This is a genomic window from Kribbella lupini (genome assembly GCF_039529595.1).
Lineage (GTDB): Bacteria > Actinomycetota > Actinomycetes > Propionibacteriales > Kribbellaceae > Kribbella > Kribbella lupini.
In genome coordinates this window covers 1,452,757-1,470,609 of sequence record NZ_BAAANC010000001.1, presented here as the reverse complement: position 1 = coordinate 1,470,609, position 17,853 = coordinate 1,452,757, and the positions used below count along the sequence as shown (strand labels likewise).

The window sequence follows — 17,853 nt, the reverse complement described above, 5'->3', positions numbered from 1 at the left end:
ATGGAGTGGGTCAGAGCAGTCCAGCGGTTGCGAGAACAACGACGTCCCGGGGTGCTGGTGACGGTGGTGTCCGTGCGGGGGCATGCTCCACGCGAGGCCGGCGCGAAGATGGTCGTCGGTGCTGACCAGGTGTGGGCGACCGTTGGCGGCGGCAACTTGGAGATGGTTGCCGTCGACCGGGCCCGCGCGATGATCGCCGAGCAACTGGCAGAGCCCGAGGTGCTGGAGTTCAAGCTGTCGGACAAGGCGCCGTACCAGCAGGCCGTGCAGTGTTGCGGCGGTGAGGTGAACTTGCTGCTGGAGCCGCTCGCTGTGGTGCCGTCGGTCGCGATCTTCGGGATCGGCCACGTCGGGCTCGAGCTGGCGCGGATCCTGGCACGGCACGACCTCGAGCTGCACCTGATCGACTCGCGGCCCGAGCAGCTGACCGCGCAACGGCTCTCAGTCCTGGACGACGCTGTGGCGGGCGTCCACATCCACCAGGTTCCCGTGCTCCCCGAGCTCGTCGTCAGCGAGCTGCCGCCCGGCACCCACGCACTGGTGATGACCCACGACCACGCGGAGGACGCCGCCCTCTGCGACGCCGCGCTGCGCAACGGTCAACTGGCGACGATCGGCCTGATCGGCTCCAGCGCGAAGTGGTCGCGGTTCCAGCGCAAGCTCGCCGAGGACGGCAACCCGCCCGAGGCGATCGCCAGGATCACCACCCCGATCGGTCTGCCGGACCTGCCCGGCAAGGAGCCGGCCACCATCGCCGTCAGCGTGGCGGCCTGGCTGCTCCACCAGTTCATTGCCGAGCGCAACCAGGCGCCGGCCCATCGTGAGGCAACAGCATGACGCTCTTCCGAGGCACGTTCCTCGACACCCCTGAGAACCCGTTCACCGGCGGCACCCTGCGCGTCGCCACGGACGCCGCACTCCTGGTCGAGGAGGGCGTGATCCGTGCCCGCGGCCCCTACCAGGAGCTGCGCCGCGCCCACCCGGCCGAGCAGGTCGTCGACCTGACCGGCGGGCTGGTACTGCCCGGGTTCGTCGACACGCACGTGCACTTCCCGCAGATCCGCGCGGTCGGCGGGATGGGGATGCCGCTGATGGAGTGGCTCGACAAGTACGCGCTGCCCGAGGAAGCCCGGATGGCCGACCCGGAGTACGCCGGTAGCGTGGCCGACGAGTTCGTCCGCGGTCTCGCGGCCGCCGGTACGACGAGCGCGCTGGTCTTCGGCGCCCACTACGTCGACGCGATGGACACACTCTTCTCCGCCGCTTCCCGCGTCGGCCTGCGCGTCACCAGCGGCCTGGTCGTCAGCGACCGGCTGCTACGCCCCGACCTGCTCACGACCCCGGATCGCGCGCACACCGAGTCCGTTGCCCTCGCCAACCGCTGGCACGACGTCGGCCGCAACCGGTACGCCGTGACGCCACGCTTCTCGCTGTCGTGCACCGACGAGCTGCTCGCCGCCTGTCACGACGTCATGAACGACGTCCCGGACGCGTGGTTCACCTCGCACCTGAACGAGAACGACGCCGAGATCGCCACGGTCGCCGAGCTGTTCGGCGGCAGCGACTACCTCAGCACGTACGACAAGCACGGCCTGGTCGGACGGCACAGCGTCTTCGCTCACAACGTCCACCCGACCGACGTCGAGCTGAAGCTGCTGGGTACGAGCGGCGCGACCGTCGCGCACTGCCCGACGAGCAACGCGGCGCTCGGCAGCGGCCTGTTCCCGATCGGCCGGCACCTCGACCACGGCGTCCGCGTCGCGCTCGGATCGGACGTCGGCGCGGGCACGGGCTTCTCCCTGCTGAAAGAGGGCCTGCAGGCGTACTTCTGCCAGCAGCTCCTCGGCGACAACGGTCACCCGCTGACCTCGGCGCACCTGCTCCACCTGTCCACCTCGGCCGGGGCCGAAGCGCTCGGTCTGGACGCGGTCGGCGACCTGAGCGTCGGCAAACGCTTCGACGCCCAGCTGCTGCGACCCGCCGACAGCTCACCGCTGGCGGTCGGCATCACGCACGCGGCCGACGCGGAGGAAGTACTGGCCCGGATCTTCACGCTCGGCACACCCGCCGACGTCCGCGCCGTCTGGATCGACGGCGAGCTGCTCACCACTGGGGAGAACTGATGGACCTGCGCGCCTTCAACGCCGAGCCGGCCGAACGACTGAGACCGACGCTGTCGGCCTGCTGCGACGTCGACCGCTGGGTCGACAGCGTGCTCGCCGGGCGCCCGTACGACGACCTCGCGGCGCTGACCGCGGTCGCGGACCGGACCGTCAGCACGTTCGACGACGCCGAGGTCGAGAAGGCGCTGGCCGCGCACCCGCGGATCGGCGACCAGGCGTCCGGTGCGACCACCGAGGCCGCCTGGTCGCGTGACGAGCAGTCCGGGGTCGGCGAGGACACCGCCGTGCGGGCTGCACTTGCCGAGGGCAACCGGTTGTACGAGGAGCGGTTCGGCCGGGTGTTCCTGATCTGCGCGACCGGGCTGTCGGCCGCGGAGATGCTGGCCTCGCTGCGCGAGCGGATGGGTCACGACGACGCGACCGAGCGAACCGTCGTACGGGACGAGCTGCGCAAGATCGCCGTCCTGCGGCTGACCAAGGTCGTCGACCAGGAGGTGGCCGTATGAGCACCGTCAGCACGCACGTTCTCGACACCGCGCTGGGCAAGCCGGCGGCCGGCGTACCGGTTCGTCTGTCGCGGATCGGCACCGAGCGGCCGGGCGACCGCGCCGCCGACCTGGTGGTCGAGCTCGGCTCCGGCCGGACCAACGACGACGGCCGCGTCAACGACCTGACCCCGCACGGGCTCGCGCCCGGCACGTACCAGCTCTGGTTCGACGTCGCCGCCTACGCGGCCGCGTCCGGCCAGGAGATCTTCTTCCCCGAGGTCACCGTGACCTTCACGATCACCGACGAGCGGCACCACCACGTCCCGCTGCTGCTCAGCCCGTTCGCCTTTTCCACCTATCGAGGGAGCTGACCCGATGGCGATCCACCTGGGAGCCAACCAGTACGGCAAGGCCGAGAGCCGCGTCGTGCGCATCTACCGTGACACCCCGCGCCACCAGATCCGTGACCTCAACGTCTCGTCCGCGCTGCGCGGCCGGTTCGAGGACGCGCACATCACCGGCAACCAGGCCGAGGTGCTGCCGACCGACACGCAGAAGAACACCGCGTTCGCGTTCGCCAAGGAGAAGGGCGTCGGCGCGATCGAGGACTTCGCGCTGACCCTCGGCGACCACTTCCTCGAGGCCACGCCGGCCGCCGACGGCGCCCGGATCGCGATCGAGGAGTACCCGTGGGAGCGGATCCTGGTCGACGGCCAGGAGCACGACCACTCGTTCGTCCGGTCCGGCAGCGGCATCCGGTCGACGATCGTCAACGTCGAGGGCCGCGGTGCCGAGCGGCGCGCTCACGTCGTCTCGGGGATCCACGACCTCACCGTGCTGAAGTCGACCGGCTCGGAGTTCCACGGGTTCCGCAAGGACAAGTACACGACGCTGCCGGAGACCGACGACCGGATCCTCGCGACCTCGCTGGTCGCCCGGTGGCGCTACGACCACACCGAGGTCGACTGGGACAAGTCGTACGACGAGATCAAGGGACTGCTGCTCGAGCAGTTCGCGCGGATCCACAGCTACGCGTTGCAGCAGACGCTGTACGGGATGGGCGAGGCGGTGCTCGAGCGGCACCCGGAGGTCGCGGAGATCAAGTTCTCGGCGCCGAACAAGCACCACTTCCTGGTCGACCTGTCGCCGTTCGAGGTCGAGAACCCCGGTGAGGTCTTCATCGCCGCGGACCGCCCGTACGGGTTGATCGAGGCAACGGTCGTTCGTGACGAGGCCAGCGACGCGGGCAGTGCCTGGCACGCCGTACCGGGCTTCTGCTGAGCCCCGCGGATGAGTGAGCAGCGCGGCGCGGTCGTGATCGAGAACGCGACCGTGATCACCCTCGATCCGGGCCGGCGGGAGTTCGTCGGCCATGTTGTTGTCGACGGCAGCACTGTGGTTGCTGTCGGCCCTGGTCCCGCACCGGCGTACGAGGGGGCTCGGGTGGTGGACGGGCGGGGGTGCCTGCTCACGCCCGGGTTCGTCAACACGCATCAGCACCTGTACCAGTGGGTGACGCGCGGGCTGGTGCCGGACGCCGGGTTGTTCCGGTGGCTGACGACGCTGTACCCGGCGTGGGCGGGGATCGACGAGCAGTCGGTCCACGTCGCCGCGCAAGGTGCGCTCGCGCAGCTCGCGCTGACCGGGTGCACGACGGCCGCTGATCACCACTACGTGTTCCCGCGCGGCGGCGGCGACCTGCTCGGCGCCGAGATCCGAGCCGCTGCCGAGGTGGGACTGCGGTTCCACCCGGCGCGGGGGTCGATGGACCTCAGCGAGAAGAACGGCGGGCTGCCGCCCGACTCCGTCGTCCAGGATCGTGACGAGATCCTGGCGGCCACCGAGGCCGCGATCGATCGGTGGCACGATCCGTCGCCGGGGTCGATGCTGCGGATCGCCGTTGCGCCGTGCTCACCGTTCAGCGTCACCGGCGAGCTGATGCGTGAGGCGGCCGCGCTCGCCCGGCGTCGAGGCGTCCGGCTGCACACGCATCTTGCCGAGACCGCCGACGAGGTCGACTGGTGTGCCGAGCGGTTCGGCTGGACGCCGTCCGAGTACGCCGAGTCCGTCGACTGGATCGGACCCGACGTGTGGTTCGCGCACGGCATCCACTTCACCGATACCGAGATCAAGCAGCTCGGCCGGACCGGCACCGGGGTCGCCCACTGCCCCAGCTCGAACGCTCGCCTGGGCGCCGGCATCGCCCGGGTCGCCGACCTCCGGGCCGCGGGCGCTCCCGTGGGCCTCGGCGTGGATGGTGCCGCCAGCAACGAAGCCGGGAGCCTGCTCGAGGAGGTCCGACACGCCGTCCTCTTCGCGCGCGCCCGCGGCGGGCCGGAGGCACTCGGCGTTCGCGCTGCGCTGGAGCTGGCGACGCTGGGAGGTGCTCGGTTGCTGGGCCGGGAGGACGAGATCGGTTCGATCGAGACCGGCAAGCTGGCTGATCTCGCGCTGTGGCGTTTGGACACGCTCCCCCACGCCGGGATCGCCGATCCGGTGGCTGCGCTCGTGTTGGGCGCACCTCCGCCGCTGGAACTGCTGCTGGTCAACGGCAAGGCAGTTGTCGAACAGAACACGGTGGTGACGATCGACGCATCAGCGGTCGCCGCCGAGGTCGCCCGAACTCAACTGGCCCTGCTGGCAAAAGCCGGTTAAGCGGTTGCCTCGCAGGTGTTGCTCGCGCAGCTCGCCTCCGGATGGCGTGGGTTGCCTTTCTCGTCGACCAGGCGTCGGGGCCCAGGCCCGTTCGACGCCAGCACGTCGTACGGGTTGGCCAGGCTGCAGCGGTCCAGGGACAGACAGCCGCAGCCGACGCAGTCCTTGAAGTCGTCCCGGAGTTGTTCGAGCTGGAGGATGCGGCGGTCCAGCTCGGCCTGCCAGCACTCGGAGATGTGCTCCCAGTCCTGGCGGGTCGGCGTGCGGTTGTCGGGCAGCAGCGCGAGGATCGCCGCGACCTCCGCGAGCGGGATGCCGACGCGCTGGGCGATCCGGATCAGCGCGACCCGGCGCAGGGTGTCGCGCTTGTAGCGGCGCTGGTTGCCCGACGTACGGCGGCTGACGATGAGGTTCTGGCGCTCGTAGAAGTGCAGCGCGGAGACGGCGACCCCGCTGCGCTCCGACAGCTGTCCGACGGTCAACTCGCCCGGCTCGATGTCCACGGCCCACTCCCTCCGGTCCAACCTCAACTAAAGTCGAGGCTAACCGATCAGGTCGGGACCACCAGCCGCCGCCCGATGCTTGCGGACATCAACGCCGCGGCGGCACACAGCCCACCGGCGAGGTACCAGGCGAGGTTGTAGCTTCCCTGCACGTCCCGGATCGCACCCGCGCCGGTCGCCGCGAGCGCAGCGCCCACCTGGTGCGACGCGAACACCCAGCCGAACACGATCGGCCCGTCGACGCCGAACCACTCGCGGCACAGCGCGACCGTCGGCGGCACGGTCGCCACCCAGTCCAGCCCGTAGAAGATGATGAACACCCATACGCTCGGCTGCGCGGTCGGCCCGAGCAGCGACGGCAGCACCAGCAGCGACAGCCCGCGCAGCGAGTAGTACGCGATCAGTAGGTACCGCGGGTCCCACCGGTCGGTCAGCCAGCCCGAGATGATCGTCCCGCCCACGTCGAACACCCCGACCAGCGCCAGCAGCGACGCGGCGGTCGTCACCGGCATCCCGTGGTCGTGCGCGGCGGTGACGAAGTGCGTACCGATCAGCCCGTTCGTCGACGCGCCGCAGATCGCGAACCCACCCGCCAGCATCCAGAACGCCGGACGCTTCGACGCGTCCCGCAGCGCGGTCAGCGCTCGCATCGCGCTGCTGCCGGTCGTCGTCACCCGCTGCCCGGCCAGGCTTCCCTCCGGAGCGCCGTACGCGCGCAGTCCGACGTCGCTCGGGTAGTCCCGCAGGAACAGCAGCACCAGCGGTACGACGGCCAGCGCGGCGCCGGCCGCGACCAGTGCGGGCACCCGCCACCCGTACGACGTCGCCAGCGCCGCGATCAGCGGCAGGAACACCAGCTGACCGGTCGCACCAGCAGCAGTCAGGATGCCGGTGACCAGCCCACGCCGCTCCACGAACCAGCGTCCGGTGATCGTCGCGACGAACGTCATCGACATCGACCCGGTCCCGACGCCGACCAGCAGTCCCCAGCACAGCAGCAGCTGCCAGGACGAGTCCATGAAGATCGTCAGCCCACTGCCGAGCGCGATCAGCACCAACGCGCCGCTGACCACCTTGCGCAGGCCGAGCCGGTCCATCAGCGCGGCGGCGAACGGCGAGATCAGGCCGTAGAGCAGCAGGTTGATCGAGACCGCCGCCGAGATCGTCGCGTGCGACCAGCCGAACTCCTCGTGCAGCGGGTCGAGCAGTACGCCGGGCACCGACCGGAAGCCGGCGGCCCCGATCAGCGTGACAAAACCGACGGCGGCGACCGGCCAGGCGCGGTGCAGCCGGTACGTCTTCTTCTCCAGGATCTCGGTCACCCAGCCGAGTATGAGCACCGCCCGACCGCCAAACCAGTGGCCTGACCGCCACCATGTGTCAAGATATGGCCATGGCTCTTGCTGGCAGACCACACCGGATCGCCGTACTGGCCCTGGACCCCGTCGTCGGCTTCGACCTGACCATCCCGTCGACGATCTTCGGCAACGCCACCCGGGCCGACGGCACGCGGCTGTACGACGTGAAGGTCTGCGGCGTCCGCGCCGAGCCCGTCCGGGCCTCCGCCGGTTTCACGATCGTCCCCGACCACGGCGCCGAGGCACTGGCCGAGGCGGACACCGTGATCATCCCGGGCACCTACCTGCCCGAAGCGCGACAGACCGGCACGCTGCCGGACGACGTCGCCGAGGCGCTCGCGCTGATCCGGCCCGGCACCCGGATCGCCTCGATCTGCACCGGCGCGTTCGTTCTCGCCGCCGCTGGGCTCCTCGACGGCCGGCCCGCGACGACCCACTGGATCCGCGCGGAGCTGTTCCGGTCGCTCTACCCGCAGGTGAAGCTCGACGAGGACCTGCTGTTCATCGACGACGGCGACGTGCTCACCTCGGCCGGACTCGGCGCCGGGGTCGACCTGTGCCTGCACCTCGTCCGCAGCGACTTCGGCAGCGAGGTGGCCAACCGCGCGGCGCGGCACTGCGTCGTACCGCCGTGGCGTGACGGCGGCCAGTCGCAATTCATCGAGCGGGTGATCCCGGACGAGGGCAGCGACGGGACCGGGCCGACCAGGGTGTGGGCACTCGAGCGCCTCGACCAGGAGATCAGCCTGGCCGACATGGCGTCGTACGCGCGGATGAGTGTGCGCACGTTCAGCCGGCGCTTCAAGGCCGAGACCGGCCAATCCCCTGGCACCTGGCTGCTGCAGCAGCGGATCCGGCACGCGTGTCACCTGCTGGAGACGACCGACCTGACCGTGGACCGGATCGCTGAAGCGGCAGGGCTCGGTACGTCGGCCTCGCTGCGCCACCACCTGCGCGGCACGCTCGGCGTCTCGCCGCTGGCCTACCGGAAGACGTTCCGGGCGGCCTAGACGACCAGGAGCTCGTGCGGACGCTGGTTGACCGGCTCCACGCCGTCGTCGGTGACGATGACGATGTCCTCGATCCGCGCACCCCAACGGCCCGGCTGGTAGATGCCCGGCTCGACGCTGAAGGCCATGCCGGGCTCCAGCAGCAACTGGTTGCCCGCGACGATGTACGGCTCCTCGTGCACGTCCAGTCCGATCCCGTGCCCGGTCCGGTGGATGAAGTAGTCGCCGAACCCGGCGGCCACGATCACCTCGCGGGCCGCGGCATCGATCGACTCGGCGGTCACCCCGGGCCGGACAGCGTCGACGGCGGCCTGCTGCGCTTCCTGCAGTACGGCGTACGTCTCGCGCACATCGCCGTCCCGGGGCTCACCGACCGCGTAGGTGCGAGTGGAGTCGGAGTTGAAGCCCGACGGCAACGGCCCGCCGATGTCGACCACCACCACGTCGCCGGCCTCGATCACGCGGTCGGACACGTCGTGGTGCGGGCTGGCGCCGTTCGGGCCGCTGCCGACGATCACGAAGTCCGCGTTGACGTGCCCTTCCTCGACGATCGCTCTGGTGATGTCCTCGCCGACCTCGGCCTCGGTCCGGCCCGCACGGAGGAACTCCGGGACCCGCGCGTGCACCCGGTCGATGGCCGCACCGGCCGCGCGCAGCTCGGCGATCTCGGTCGCGTCCTTGCGCATTCGCAGTTCGCGCACGATCGGCCCGGCGAGCACCTGCTCGGCTGCCGGCATCGCCTGCCGCAGGGCGAGCACGTGCAGGGCGATCGCGAAGTCGCTGACCGCAACCTGCTCCGGCTTGCCCAGCCGATCGCCGACGAGCGCGTACGGGTCGTCGCCGTCGACCCAGGTCAGGACGTCCACACCCAGCTCGGCGAGCGGCACATCGGCGTACCCCGGTGCTTCCAGCTTCGGTACGACGAGCGCCGGCGCTCCTTGAGCCGGTACGACGAGCGCGGTCAGCCGCTCGAACGAGCCGCCGCCCTGGCCGATCAGGTACCGCAGGTCCGAGCCCGGCGCGATCACCAGACCGGTCCCCGCAGCGACTTGCTGCGCCCGCTCCAACCGCTTCCTGAGCACTCCGGCGTCCGGAGCTGACTGATGCAACGATCGACGACTCATGCCCCGACACTATGTCGGCGGGCCCTGTTAGAACTACCGCCATGGCACTCCATCACGTCAGCCACGGCGAGGGCACCCCGGTCCTGGCCGTTCACGGCTGGACCCCCGACCACCGCTTGATGACCGGCTGCCTCGAGCCGGTGTTCGCCGACCTGCCCGGGTACCGGCGGATCTACCCGGATCTGCCCGGTATGGGCCGCAGTCCGGCGGGCGCGATCGACAGCTCGGACGGGGTGCTGGATGCGCTGCTGTCGTTCGTCGACGAGACGATCGGCGACGAGCCGTTCCTGCTGGTCGGCGAGTCGTACGGCGGGTACCTGGCGCGCACTGTGGCCGCGCGGCGGCCGGAGCAGGTGCTGGGGCTCGGGCTGATCTGTCCGATCGGGGTGGCGGTCGAGAACGCTTCTCGAACCGTGCCCGAGCACGTCGTCCTGCAGTCGACGCCTGGGCTGCTCGACGGACTGGACGCGCGGATCGCCGAGGACTATCGCGAGATCGCGGTCGTGCAGACGCCGGAGACGTTGCGCGCCTTCCTGAGCGACGTGGCGCCGGGGCTGGCGGCGGCCGACGCCGAGGCGATGGCGCGGATCCGGAAGAACTGGACGCTCTCGACAGCGCCGGAGAGCGGACCGGCGTACGAGCGGCCGACGCTGATCCTGTGCGGGCGGCAGGATTCCTCCACCGGGTACGCCGACCAGTGGGCGCTGTTGCCGCACTACCCGCGGGCGTCGTACGTCGTACTGGATGCGGCCGGGCACAACCTGCAGCTCGAGCAGCCTGCGCTGTTCGCGGCGCATGTGCAGGAGTGGTTGCGGAGGGTGTCGCTGGAAGCTACCTGACAGTAATATCGACGGCATGGACAAACGCCCGCCGGGATGGCCGCTGCTCGTCGCCTTGATCAACGGGCGGAGCGGGGTCCCGGACGCCCGGCTGCGCGCCGCCGTACGGGACAAGGTCGTGCTCGTGACCGGTTCGTCGTACGGGATCGGCGAGGCGACGGCCCGGCGCCTGGCCGCGGCGGGCGCTGTCGTGCTGCTCGTCGCCCGGACGGCCGAGCAACTCGACGTGGTTGCCTCCGGCATCAGGGCTTCGGGCGGCCAGGCGTTCTCCTACCCGACGAACCTGTCCGACCCGGCGGCCATCGAGCAACTGGTCGCCGACGTACTGCGCGACCACGGCCGGGTCGACGTCCTGGTCAGCAACGCGGGCAAGTCGATCCGCCGCTCGATCGCCGACTCGTACCAGCGCTTCCACGACATCGAACGCACCAACTCGGTCAACTACCTGGGCCCAGCCAAGCTCGTCCTCGAACTTCTCCCGTCGATGCGAGAGCGAGGCGCCGGCCACATCGTGAACGTGTCGACAGCCGGCGTACGAACTCCCCCGATGGCGCGCTGGTCGGCGTACCTGGCCTCGAAGAGCGCGTTCGACGTGTGGCTCCGCTGCATCTCCCAGGAGCTACGCCACGACGGCGTCACCACGTCGACGGTGTACATGGGCCTCGTCCACACCCGCATGAGCGAGCCCACCCGCTACTGAACAGCCTGCCGGGCTTGACCCCCGAGCAGGCGGCTGACCAGGTCTGCCGAGCGGTGGCTGATCGCCCGCACAACATCACCCCGCCGCTGGTCCGCCCGGCGGATGCTCTCGGCAACCTCTTGCGCGTGCCGACCGATCGCCTGTTCGAACAGTACTTCCGGCGCGGCAACGCGAGAAAGCGCACGCCGTGAGGCCGCCAGTTCGGCCTGTTGGGCCTTCGCGGATGCCGGAGTGGCTGGTTCGCGGGGCCGTTGAGGTGGGTGGGGTTTCGCTCGCGTTGGCTCGGTCGGGGGTTTGGCGGGCGGCGGGGCCCTTACAGGTGCCGGGCATCGAGCGGGCGCTGCGGCGGTGGGGGCAGTCGATGGCGGCGCTGGGGGCGATTGCTGCGCTTCGGTTTCCGGAGCGGGCGGGGGTGATCGACGAGCGGGGGCAGTTGACTTACCGCGAGCTGGACGTGTGGGTCGCGGCGATCGCGGCGGGGATGCACGCGGAGTACGGGATTGTTGCTGGGGGCAAGGTTGCGGTGATGTGCCGGAACCACCGGTACTTCCTGGCCGCGACGCTGGCGGCTTCGCGGCTGGGGGCCGACGTGCTGTTCGTGAACACCGAGTTCGCGGCGCCGCAGGTGGCCGGCGTACTGGAGAAGCATCGGCCGGACCTGCTCGTGCACGACGAGGAGTTCGTGATCGAGACCGACGTACCGGCCGTGCTGGGTTGGCAGGAGGACGGTAGTGGACTCGACGATCTGGCGGCGGCTCGAGCGCCCGCTCCGCCGGCGCCGGATCGCCCGGGGCACATCACGATCCTCACCTCGGGAACGACCGGTACGCCGAAGGCGGCTCCCCGCGCGCCGACCGCGCTCGGTCTGGCGGGACTGACGGCGTCGGCCCTGCAGCGCTTCGGCCTCCGCGCCGGCGAGCCCATGCTGATCTGCCCGCCGCTGTTCCACGGCCTCGGCCTGCTGAACTCGATGCTCGCGCTCTTCCTCGGCTCGCCGCTCGTCCTCGCCCGCCGGTACGACGCCGCCGCGACCCTCGCCTCGATCGAGTCCACGCGCGCCGGCTCGATAGTCGCCGTACCGGTCATGCTCCAACGCATCCTCGAGCTGGAACCCGGCGAGCTCGCCCGGTACGACGTCACGTCGCTGCGCGCGGTGATCTCCGGCGCGTCCGCGCTCTCGCCCTCGCTGGCCGAGCGCTTCATCACGCAGTTCGGTCCGGTGCTGTGCGACGCGTACGGGTCGAGCGAGATCGGCATCGCGACGATCGCGTCGTCCGCCGATCTGCTCGCGGCGCCGGGCACGGTCGGACGCCCGTGCCTCGGCAGCTCGGTCCGCATCCTCGGCCCCGACGACCGCCCGGTGCCCACCGGCGAGACCGGCCGCATCTTCGCCGGCGGCGGGCTGGTCTTCGGCGGGTACTCCGACGGCAGTACCAAGACCGTCGTCGACGGCCGGATGAGCACCGGCGACCTCGGGCACCTGGACGCCCGCGGCCGCCTGTTCGTCGACGGCCGCGAGGACGACATGATCGTCTCCGGCGGCGAGAACGTGTACCCGGGCGAGGTCGAGGACTGCCTGCTCACCCACCCGTCGGTCCGCGACGCCGCGGCGATCGGCGTACCGGACGAGGACTTCGGCCAGCGCTTGATCGCGTACGTCGTACTCGCGGACGACGCGACGCCGGACGAGTTGATCGACCACGTACGAGCCAACCTCGCCCGCTACAAGGCGCCCCGGGAGATCGTCGTGGTGGACGAACTACCCCGCACCGCAACCGGCAAGGTTCTCAAGCGGGATCTGGGAGCGAGCGAGGGCTAGGGCCCGTGTACGTCGGGCTGATGCCCTTGGGGAGTGGCCCTTTGATGCGGGTCGGCTCCTGGTGCTGCTCCCAGGCGTGGGCCAGCAGGCCGACCGAGCGGGAGAGCACGAACAGTCCGCGGGCGAGCTCGGGGGCGAAGCCGAGTTCCGCGTAGATCGCCGCGGTGGCGCCGTCGACGTTCATCGGAACGGGTTTGGTGCCTTCGGCAAGGACTTTTTCCAGGGCCAGGGAGAGGGTCAGGTAGTCGCCGGTGACTGTGCCGGCCTCGGTGGCCTGCTCGAGGGCCGTGATCAGCGGATCGCGGCGGGGGTCGCGGGGATGCCAGCGGTGACCGAAGCCGGGGATGAAGGCCTTGCGGTGCTTGTAGTCGGCAACCAGTTCGCGGGCGGCGTCCTCCGGGGGCTTGCCGGACTCGCGGAGCTGGAGGAGGACCTCGAGGCATTGCTGGCCGGCGCCGCCGTGGACGTCGCCGAGCAGGTTGACGCCGGTGGCCATCGCGTTGTTGAGCTCGAGGCCGCAGGACGTCGCCATGCGGGTGGCGGCGATCGACGGGGCCTGGGGGCCGTGGTCGACGGCGGCGACCAAGGTGAGTTCGAGGAGCTTAGCCTCGGCGTCCGACGGGAGCTCGCCGCGGGTCATCAGCCAGACCATCTGCGGGTAGCTGACCGCGCCGATCAGCTCCTCGACGGCGTACCCGCGTAAGCGGATGACGCCCGGCTGGATGTCGGTGATCGCGGTGGACCACCAGTCCCCTACCGACTCACTCATACGACTCCTTGTGCTCGCAGGTCCGCGATCTCCTCCGCGGTGTACCCGATCTCGGCCAGTACGTCGTCGACGTGCTCACCCAGCTCCGGCGGCCGACCGATCGGACCGACTGGCTGCCCGTCGACATGAACGCTGCTGCCGAGAACGCGCAGAGAGCGCTCTCCGACCGGCGTCCCTGCATCTGAGGACCCCGCGCCGGTCGGCATCGAGACCTCGTGCAGCAGGCTGCGTTGAGCGACCTGATCCAGCGCCAGCGCCTGCGGAACGGTCAGCACCGGAGCCACTGGTACGCCGGAACGTTCCAGCAGCGCGTCCCACTCGACCGCGGAGCGCTCTCCGAGCGTGATCTCCAACTCGGTCTTCAGCTCCGCGCGGTGCTGCTTGCGCGCCTCGCGGGTGGCGAAGCGGGCGTCGGTGATCAGTTCGGGGCGGCCGAGGACCGTGCACAGCTCGACGTACTGCTCCTGCTTGTTGGCCGCGATGTTGAGCGCGCCGTCGGCCGTGGCGAAGGTGCCCGACGGCGCGGAGGTCGCGTTTTCGTTGCCCATGGCCCGTGGTTCGCGGCCGGCGACCAGGTAGTCGGAGACCACCCAGCCCATCGCGGCGACGGCGGTCTCCAGCATCGAGACGTCGAGGAAGCTGCCGAGCCCGGTGCGGGCGCGCTTCACCAGCGCGGCCGAGATCGCGAACGCGGCGGCGTACCCGCCGAGCGTGTCCGCGATCGGGAACCCGGTCCGCGTGGGCGCGCTCTCCGCCGTACCGGTCACGCTCATCATCCCCGACAGCCCCTGGATGATCTGGTCGTACGCCGGGCGCCCGCGCATCGGCCCGGTCTGCCCGAAGCCGGAGACCGCGCAGTAGACGAGCCCGTCGTTCAACTCGTGCAGCACCTCCCAGCCGAAGCCGAGGCGTTCCAGCACGCCCGGGCGGAAGTTCTCCAGCAGTACGTCGGCCTGACGGACCAGCCGCTCGAACACCTCGCGCCCGGCCGGCGCCTTGAGGTCCAGCGTGAGAGAGCGCTTCCCGCTGTTCTGCGCGAGGAACGAAATCCCGAGCCCGCGTGCGCTCAGCTCGGGATCACCACCGAGGTTGCGCGCGAGGTCACCGGTCCCCGGCACCTCGATCTTCACGACGTCGGCGCCCATCAGCCCCAACTGGTACCCGGCGAACGGCCCAGCGAGCACGTTCGTCAGGTCCAGCACCCGTACGCCGGCCAGGAGGTCGGCGCCGGGCCCCCGAGCACCCTCGGGCGCCGCGGAGCGCTCGCTCGGCCAGGCCCCCGGGCTGTCAGGAAGCACTGAAACCGCTCCAGCCGGTGGAGCTGATCGTTCGCGCGCACCGCCGTACGGCCTGGACGTACGCCGGCAGGCGTTCCTCGTTGAAGCGAGTGGTCGGGCCCCCGATGCCAACCGCCGCGACCACCCGGCCGTCCGAGCGAAGGACCGGCGCGGACACTCCGGAAGCACCGAGCTCACGCTCTCCGTGCGTGATCGCGAACCCGCGTTCGCCGGTTGCCGCGGCGACCGCGCGCAGCTTCTTCGGGAAGTCGCTCCCGTACGGCGACTCGCCGGCGACATCCTCGATCACCGACGGGTCGGCGGCGAGCAGCGGCGGATCGCTCAGCAGCACCTTCGACGCGGCGCCGCCCCACAGCGGGAGGGCCGAGCCGACCGCGATCGAGTGCCGGACGCTCAGCGTCCCCTGGGCCTGCGCGAGGCAGACGCGCGTCCGCCCGACCCGGATGTACAGGTTGGCCGTCTCCCCTGTGTCGGCGGCCAGCTTGCCCATCGCGGACCGGACGGCCGGCGGGATCTCCATGCTCGCGCTGCTCAACCGCGACCAGCGCAGGAAGCCCGGGCCGATCGCGTAGCGCCCCGGGCCGATCGCGGCGACCAGCCCGCGCTGCTCCAGCGTCGTCACCAGCCGCAGTACCGTTGTCTTGGGCAACTTGCTCGCCGTGGTCAGCTCGGCCAGCGTCCAGGTCGGGTGCTCGTCGTCGAAGCGCTCCAGCAGATCCAGCGCCCGATGCACACTCCGTACGCCGGCCAGCTCACGCTCCCCAGCAGGCCCACCGTCCGTCATGCCGTCCCTTTCGCCGGTTGCTTCCGCTCTCGAAGATAACCCGCTGGTCCGCAGAACGGAATCTCTGTACCTCCTGGTGGAATGCTGCTACGGTCGCCAGTGATCCAGGCCACCCTCCCCCCGCGTGCCTGAGGAGGTACCCCATGTCGCGCCCCGTTACCCGCAGGGCCTTCGTCGCCGGCGGGTTGTCGCTGAGTTTCCTCGCGACAACAGGTTGCGCCGCCCTGGAGGGCGGCAGCGTGGCGGGCGACTTCCCGTCCCGCAACGTCGAGATCATGGTGCCGGCCGCGCCCGGCGGCGGCTGGGACCTGACCGCCCGGCAGTTCCAGCACGTCGTCCAGGAGGACGACTTCCTGCCCGGCCGGTCGACGTCGGTGGTGAACGTGACCGGCGCCGGCGGCGCCGTCGGCATCTCGAAGCTGGTCACCAAGAACCGCAAGGACCCGCACACGCTGATGATCACCGGCCTGGTGATGGTCGGCGCGCTGACCCTGAACCAGTCGAAGATCACGATCTCCGACACGACGCCGATCGCCACCATCACCGCCGAGCAGGAGGTGTTCGTGGTGAAGGCCGACTCCCCGCTGAAGTCGCTGAAGGACCTGGTCGACAAGTACCAGGCCGACCCGGCGTCGGTCAGCTGGGGCGGCGGCACGATCGGCGGCACCGACCACATCGCCGCCGGGGTCCTGGTGAAGACCGCCGGCGGGGACCCGTCGAAGGTCAAGTACATCTCGTACTCCGGCGGCGGCGAGGCGACCGCCGCGATCCTGTCCGGCGACGTCACGGTCGGGATCTCCGGGCTGAGCGAGTTCGAGGAGCAGATCACCGCCGGCAAGATGCGCGTGCTCGCGACCACCGGCACCGAGCCGATGACCGTCGACGGCAAGCAGCTGCCGACGCTGAAGTCGCAGGGCTACGACACCGAGGTGCTGAACTGGCGCGCGATCGTCGCCCCGCCCGACATCCCCGAGGCCGACCGCCAACGCCTGATCGAGTTCGTCACCAAGGTCAACAGCTCCCCCGAGTGGGACGAGATCCGCAAGAAGCAGGGCTGGACCGACTTCTTCCAGACCGGCGACCAGGCGAAGAAGTTCATCGCCGACGAAACCACCCGCGTGGAAGGCCTTCTGAAGGAGCTGGGGATCGTTTGACGTCCTCCCTGTCCGGTGGACGGGGATTTCACCTACTACGTGGAGGTAGCGAGTTGAGGTTCACGCTTCGGCGAGGCCCTTCGGGGCATCTCTCGGCGTGCGCTGACGGCCCGTCCGGCCGCGATGTTGATAGCTGCGTTCACATCCGCGTGCGCCCGGCGTCCACAGCCCACGCACCGAAACACCGCTTGGCTCTCACGGCTTTCAGGTGCGCGGTGCCCGCAGGCGCTGCAGGTCTGGGACGTGTACGCCGGGTTGACCTTCTCGACCCTGCCCGCGGCCTTGTGCTCCAGGCGTCGCACAAGCATTCCCCAGGCATTGGCCAAAATAGCTCGGTTCAGCCCGGCCTTCGCGCGGCGGCCGTTCGGGAGGTAGGCGCCTGGTCGATCGGGGTCCGGGATGGGCGTCGGGCGTCTGGTCAGCTGGGTGATGCGCAGGTCTTCCACGCGAATGACATCGAAGCGTCCAGCGAGTTCGGTGCTGGTCTTTTCCACCCAGTCCTTACGTCGGTCCACGGCCCGGGCGTGCAGCTTCGCGACCGCGTCCTTCTTCCGGCGGCGCCGATTCGAGCCGCGTCGGCAACGGCCGAGGCCGCGCTGCAGTTGCTTGAGCCGTGCGAGTTCGGCCGCCGACAGCCCGGGGCACGACAGGAGCTCTCCTGTGGACAAGGCTGCCGACACTCTGACGCCGAGGTCGATCCCGACAGCGTCGCCCGTACCGGGCGCGGGGATCGGTTCGGGAATGACGGCGAACGCGAGGTGCCAGCGTCCCATCCGGTCGCGAGTGACCCGGTAGGACTTCGCACTCGGTATCGCCCGGGACAGCCGGAACCGCACCCAGCCGACCTTGGGCACATTGACCTTGGCCCACCTCCGGTTGAGCTTCACCACCCGGGATGCCTGCCCGCCGACGATTCGAAACCCCTCGTGCAGTCCGGCCTTGCGCCAGGTCGGCCGCCCGTGGGTGGCTGCGTAGAAGTTTCGGATGGCCTGGTCGAAATCTCGGAGAGCCTGCTGCTGCACGGTCTGCGACCCGGCCCGCAGCCATTCGGCCTCCGCTCGCGCCTCGGTCAACTGCCGTGCCTGCTCGACATACCCAGGCGTCGCGCCCTTGTCGCGAGTCCACATCGACCACTGCTCGAGCGCCAGGTTCCACACGTACCGGGCGTGCCTGCACTGCTCCAGCAATGCAGCTTCCTGCGCGGAGGTCGGATCCATCCGAAACCGAGA

At 70.4% G+C, this 17,853-nt stretch carries 19 protein-coding genes; 12 read left to right on the top strand and 7 right to left on the bottom strand.

The features are described 5' to 3' along the window. From xdhC to ABD235_RS06670, 6 genes are read left to right on the top strand one after another with little or no spacing between them, the layout of a single operon-like run. A complete protein-coding gene (gene xdhC / locus ABD235_RS06695; RefSeq protein ID WP_344171021.1) occupies positions 1 to 837 on the top strand; it encodes a xanthine dehydrogenase accessory protein XdhC in 837 nt (278 codons plus the stop codon). Next, the gene (gene guaD / locus ABD235_RS06690) at positions 834 to 2,123 is read left to right on the top strand and encodes a guanine deaminase (RefSeq protein WP_344171018.1); all 1,290 of its coding nucleotides are present in this window, start codon (positions 834 to 836) and stop codon (positions 2,121 to 2,123) included. Before xdhC ends, guaD begins: the two co-directional genes overlap by 4 nt. Continuing rightward, the gene (gene uraD, locus ABD235_RS06685; RefSeq protein WP_344171014.1) at positions 2,123 to 2,629 is read left to right on the top strand and encodes a 2-oxo-4-hydroxy-4-carboxy-5-ureidoimidazoline decarboxylase; all 507 of its coding nucleotides are present in this window, start codon (positions 2,123 to 2,125) and stop codon (positions 2,627 to 2,629) included. The genes guaD and uraD overlap by 1 nt, the downstream gene beginning before the upstream one ends. Beyond that, positions 2,626 to 2,982: a hydroxyisourate hydrolase gene (gene uraH / locus ABD235_RS06680; RefSeq protein ID WP_344171011.1), complete on the top strand. Its 357-nt coding sequence runs from the start codon at positions 2,626 to 2,628 to the stop codon at positions 2,980 to 2,982. The genes uraD and uraH overlap by 4 nt, the downstream gene beginning before the upstream one ends. A gap of 4 nt (positions 2,983 to 2,986) precedes the next feature. Next, positions 2,987 to 3,892, top strand: coding sequence for a factor-independent urate hydroxylase (pucL, locus tag ABD235_RS06675; protein ID WP_344171008.1), 906 nt, complete (start codon positions 2,987 to 2,989; stop codon positions 3,890 to 3,892). 9 nt (positions 3,893 to 3,901) lie between these two features. Further along, positions 3,902 to 5,266, top strand: a complete 1,365-nt coding sequence (locus tag ABD235_RS06670; protein ID WP_344171005.1) for an 8-oxoguanine deaminase — start codon at positions 3,902 to 3,904, stop codon at positions 5,264 to 5,266. Here ABD235_RS06670 and soxR read toward each other — a convergent pair. Next, positions 5,263 to 5,769 (bottom strand): redox-sensitive transcriptional activator SoxR, encoded by a 507-nt coding sequence (gene soxR / locus ABD235_RS06665; RefSeq protein WP_344171002.1) that lies wholly within the window; start codon positions 5,767 to 5,769, stop codon positions 5,263 to 5,265. The two genes, ABD235_RS06670 and soxR, sit on opposite strands and share 4 nt — an antisense overlap. A gap of 47 nt (positions 5,770 to 5,816) precedes the next feature. Next, complete coding sequence (locus ABD235_RS06660) at positions 5,817 to 7,091, bottom strand: MFS transporter (RefSeq protein WP_344170999.1); 1,275 nt, start codon at positions 7,089 to 7,091, stop codon at positions 5,817 to 5,819. A 71-nt stretch (positions 7,092 to 7,162) separates the two neighbouring features. On the opposite strand from ABD235_RS06660, the gene ABD235_RS06655 reads away from it, so the two are divergent. Beyond that, the gene (locus ABD235_RS06655) at positions 7,163 to 8,137 is read left to right on the top strand and encodes a GlxA family transcriptional regulator (protein WP_344170996.1); all 975 of its coding nucleotides are present in this window, start codon (positions 7,163 to 7,165) and stop codon (positions 8,135 to 8,137) included. On the opposite strand, the gene ABD235_RS06650 is transcribed toward ABD235_RS06655, so the two are convergent. Continuing rightward, complete coding sequence (locus ABD235_RS06650; RefSeq protein WP_344170993.1) at positions 8,134 to 9,261, bottom strand: M24 family metallopeptidase; 1,128 nt, start codon at positions 9,259 to 9,261, stop codon at positions 8,134 to 8,136. The two genes, ABD235_RS06655 and ABD235_RS06650, sit on opposite strands and share 4 nt — an antisense overlap. A 41-nt stretch (positions 9,262 to 9,302) precedes the next feature. Here ABD235_RS06650 and ABD235_RS06645 point away from each other — a divergent pair, with 41 nt between their 5' ends. The 4 genes from ABD235_RS06645 to ABD235_RS06630 all read left to right on the top strand — a co-directional run bounded on the left by ABD235_RS06645 (position 9,303) and on the right by ABD235_RS06630 (position 12,619). Next, the gene (locus ABD235_RS06645) at positions 9,303 to 10,100 is read left to right on the top strand and encodes an alpha/beta fold hydrolase (RefSeq protein ID WP_344170990.1); all 798 of its coding nucleotides are present in this window, start codon (positions 9,303 to 9,305) and stop codon (positions 10,098 to 10,100) included. A gap of 16 nt (positions 10,101 to 10,116) precedes the next feature. Beyond that, positions 10,117 to 10,800, top strand: a complete 684-nt coding sequence (locus tag ABD235_RS06640) for an SDR family NAD(P)-dependent oxidoreductase (RefSeq protein ID WP_344170987.1) — start codon at positions 10,117 to 10,119, stop codon at positions 10,798 to 10,800. Positions 10,801 to 10,814: 14 nt separating this feature from the next. After that, the gene (locus ABD235_RS06635) at positions 10,815 to 10,991 is read left to right on the top strand and encodes a hypothetical protein (protein WP_344170984.1); all 177 of its coding nucleotides are present in this window, start codon (positions 10,815 to 10,817) and stop codon (positions 10,989 to 10,991) included. Positions 10,992 to 11,119: 128 nt separating this feature from the next. Continuing rightward, positions 11,120 to 12,619, top strand: a complete 1,500-nt coding sequence (locus ABD235_RS06630; RefSeq protein ID WP_344170981.1) for an AMP-binding protein — start codon at positions 11,120 to 11,122, stop codon at positions 12,617 to 12,619. On the opposite strand, the gene ABD235_RS06625 is transcribed toward ABD235_RS06630, so the two are convergent. From ABD235_RS06625 to ABD235_RS06615, 3 genes are read right to left on the bottom strand one after another with little or no spacing between them, the layout of a single operon-like run. Continuing rightward, on the bottom strand, positions 12,588 to 13,388 hold the full coding sequence (locus tag ABD235_RS06625) for a citryl-CoA lyase (RefSeq protein ID WP_344170978.1): 801 nt from the start codon (positions 13,386 to 13,388) through the stop codon (positions 12,588 to 12,590). The genes ABD235_RS06630 and ABD235_RS06625 overlap by 32 nt on opposite strands. Beyond that, positions 13,385 to 14,686 carry a CaiB/BaiF CoA transferase family protein gene (locus ABD235_RS06620; protein WP_344170975.1) on the bottom strand — a complete coding sequence of 434 codons (1,302 nt, stop codon included), beginning with the start codon at positions 14,684 to 14,686 and terminating at the stop codon, positions 13,385 to 13,387. Before ABD235_RS06620 ends, ABD235_RS06625 begins: the two co-directional genes overlap by 4 nt. Beyond that, positions 14,676 to 15,470: an IclR family transcriptional regulator gene (locus tag ABD235_RS06615; RefSeq protein WP_344170972.1), complete on the bottom strand. Its 795-nt coding sequence runs from the start codon at positions 15,468 to 15,470 to the stop codon at positions 14,676 to 14,678. The genes ABD235_RS06620 and ABD235_RS06615 overlap by 11 nt, the downstream gene beginning before the upstream one ends. A gap of 143 nt (positions 15,471 to 15,613) precedes the next feature. Between ABD235_RS06615 and ABD235_RS06610 the strand changes: the two genes are divergently transcribed. Continuing rightward, a complete protein-coding gene (locus ABD235_RS06610) occupies positions 15,614 to 16,624 on the top strand; it encodes a Bug family tripartite tricarboxylate transporter substrate binding protein (RefSeq protein ID WP_344170969.1) in 1,011 nt (336 codons plus the stop codon). A gap of 35 nt (positions 16,625 to 16,659) precedes the next feature. Here the strand turns inward: ABD235_RS06610 and ABD235_RS06605 are convergent, their stop codons facing one another. Then, positions 16,660 to 17,841 carry an RNA-guided endonuclease InsQ/TnpB family protein gene (locus ABD235_RS06605; RefSeq protein ID WP_344170966.1) on the bottom strand — a complete coding sequence of 394 codons (1,182 nt, stop codon included), beginning with the start codon at positions 17,839 to 17,841 and terminating at the stop codon, positions 16,660 to 16,662. Positions 17,842 to 17,853 lie beyond the last annotated feature (12 nt).

Coding starts and splice junctions, on each gene's coding strand:
- ABD235_RS06615 (WP_344170972.1), bottom strand. CDS start 15,470: ATGACGGACGGTGGGCCTGCTGGGGAGCGTGAGCTGGCCGGCGTACGG.
- xdhC (WP_344171021.1), top strand. CDS start 1: ATGGAGTGGGTCAGAGCAGTCCAGCGGTTGCGAGAACAACGACGTCCC.
- ABD235_RS06650 (WP_344170993.1), bottom strand. CDS start 9,261: ATGAGTCGTCGATCGTTGCATCAGTCAGCTCCGGACGCCGGAGTGCTC.
- ABD235_RS06670 (WP_344171005.1), top strand. CDS start 3,902: ATGAGTGAGCAGCGCGGCGCGGTCGTGATCGAGAACGCGACCGTGATC.
- guaD (WP_344171018.1), top strand. CDS start 834: ATGACGCTCTTCCGAGGCACGTTCCTCGACACCCCTGAGAACCCGTTC.
- ABD235_RS06640 (WP_344170987.1), top strand. CDS start 10,117: ATGGACAAACGCCCGCCGGGATGGCCGCTGCTCGTCGCCTTGATCAAC.
- uraD (WP_344171014.1), top strand. CDS start 2,123: ATGGACCTGCGCGCCTTCAACGCCGAGCCGGCCGAACGACTGAGACCG.
- ABD235_RS06610 (WP_344170969.1), top strand. CDS start 15,614: ATGTCGCGCCCCGTTACCCGCAGGGCCTTCGTCGCCGGCGGGTTGTCG.
- ABD235_RS06655 (WP_344170996.1), top strand. CDS start 7,163: ATGGCTCTTGCTGGCAGACCACACCGGATCGCCGTACTGGCCCTGGAC.
- pucL (WP_344171008.1), top strand. CDS start 2,987: ATGGCGATCCACCTGGGAGCCAACCAGTACGGCAAGGCCGAGAGCCGC.
- ABD235_RS06625 (WP_344170978.1), bottom strand. CDS start 13,388: ATGAGTGAGTCGGTAGGGGACTGGTGGTCCACCGCGATCACCGACATC.
- uraH (WP_344171011.1), top strand. CDS start 2,626: ATGAGCACCGTCAGCACGCACGTTCTCGACACCGCGCTGGGCAAGCCG.
- ABD235_RS06605 (WP_344170966.1), bottom strand. CDS start 17,841: ATGGATCCGACCTCCGCGCAGGAAGCTGCATTGCTGGAGCAGTGCAGG.
- ABD235_RS06645 (WP_344170990.1), top strand. CDS start 9,303: ATGGCACTCCATCACGTCAGCCACGGCGAGGGCACCCCGGTCCTGGCC.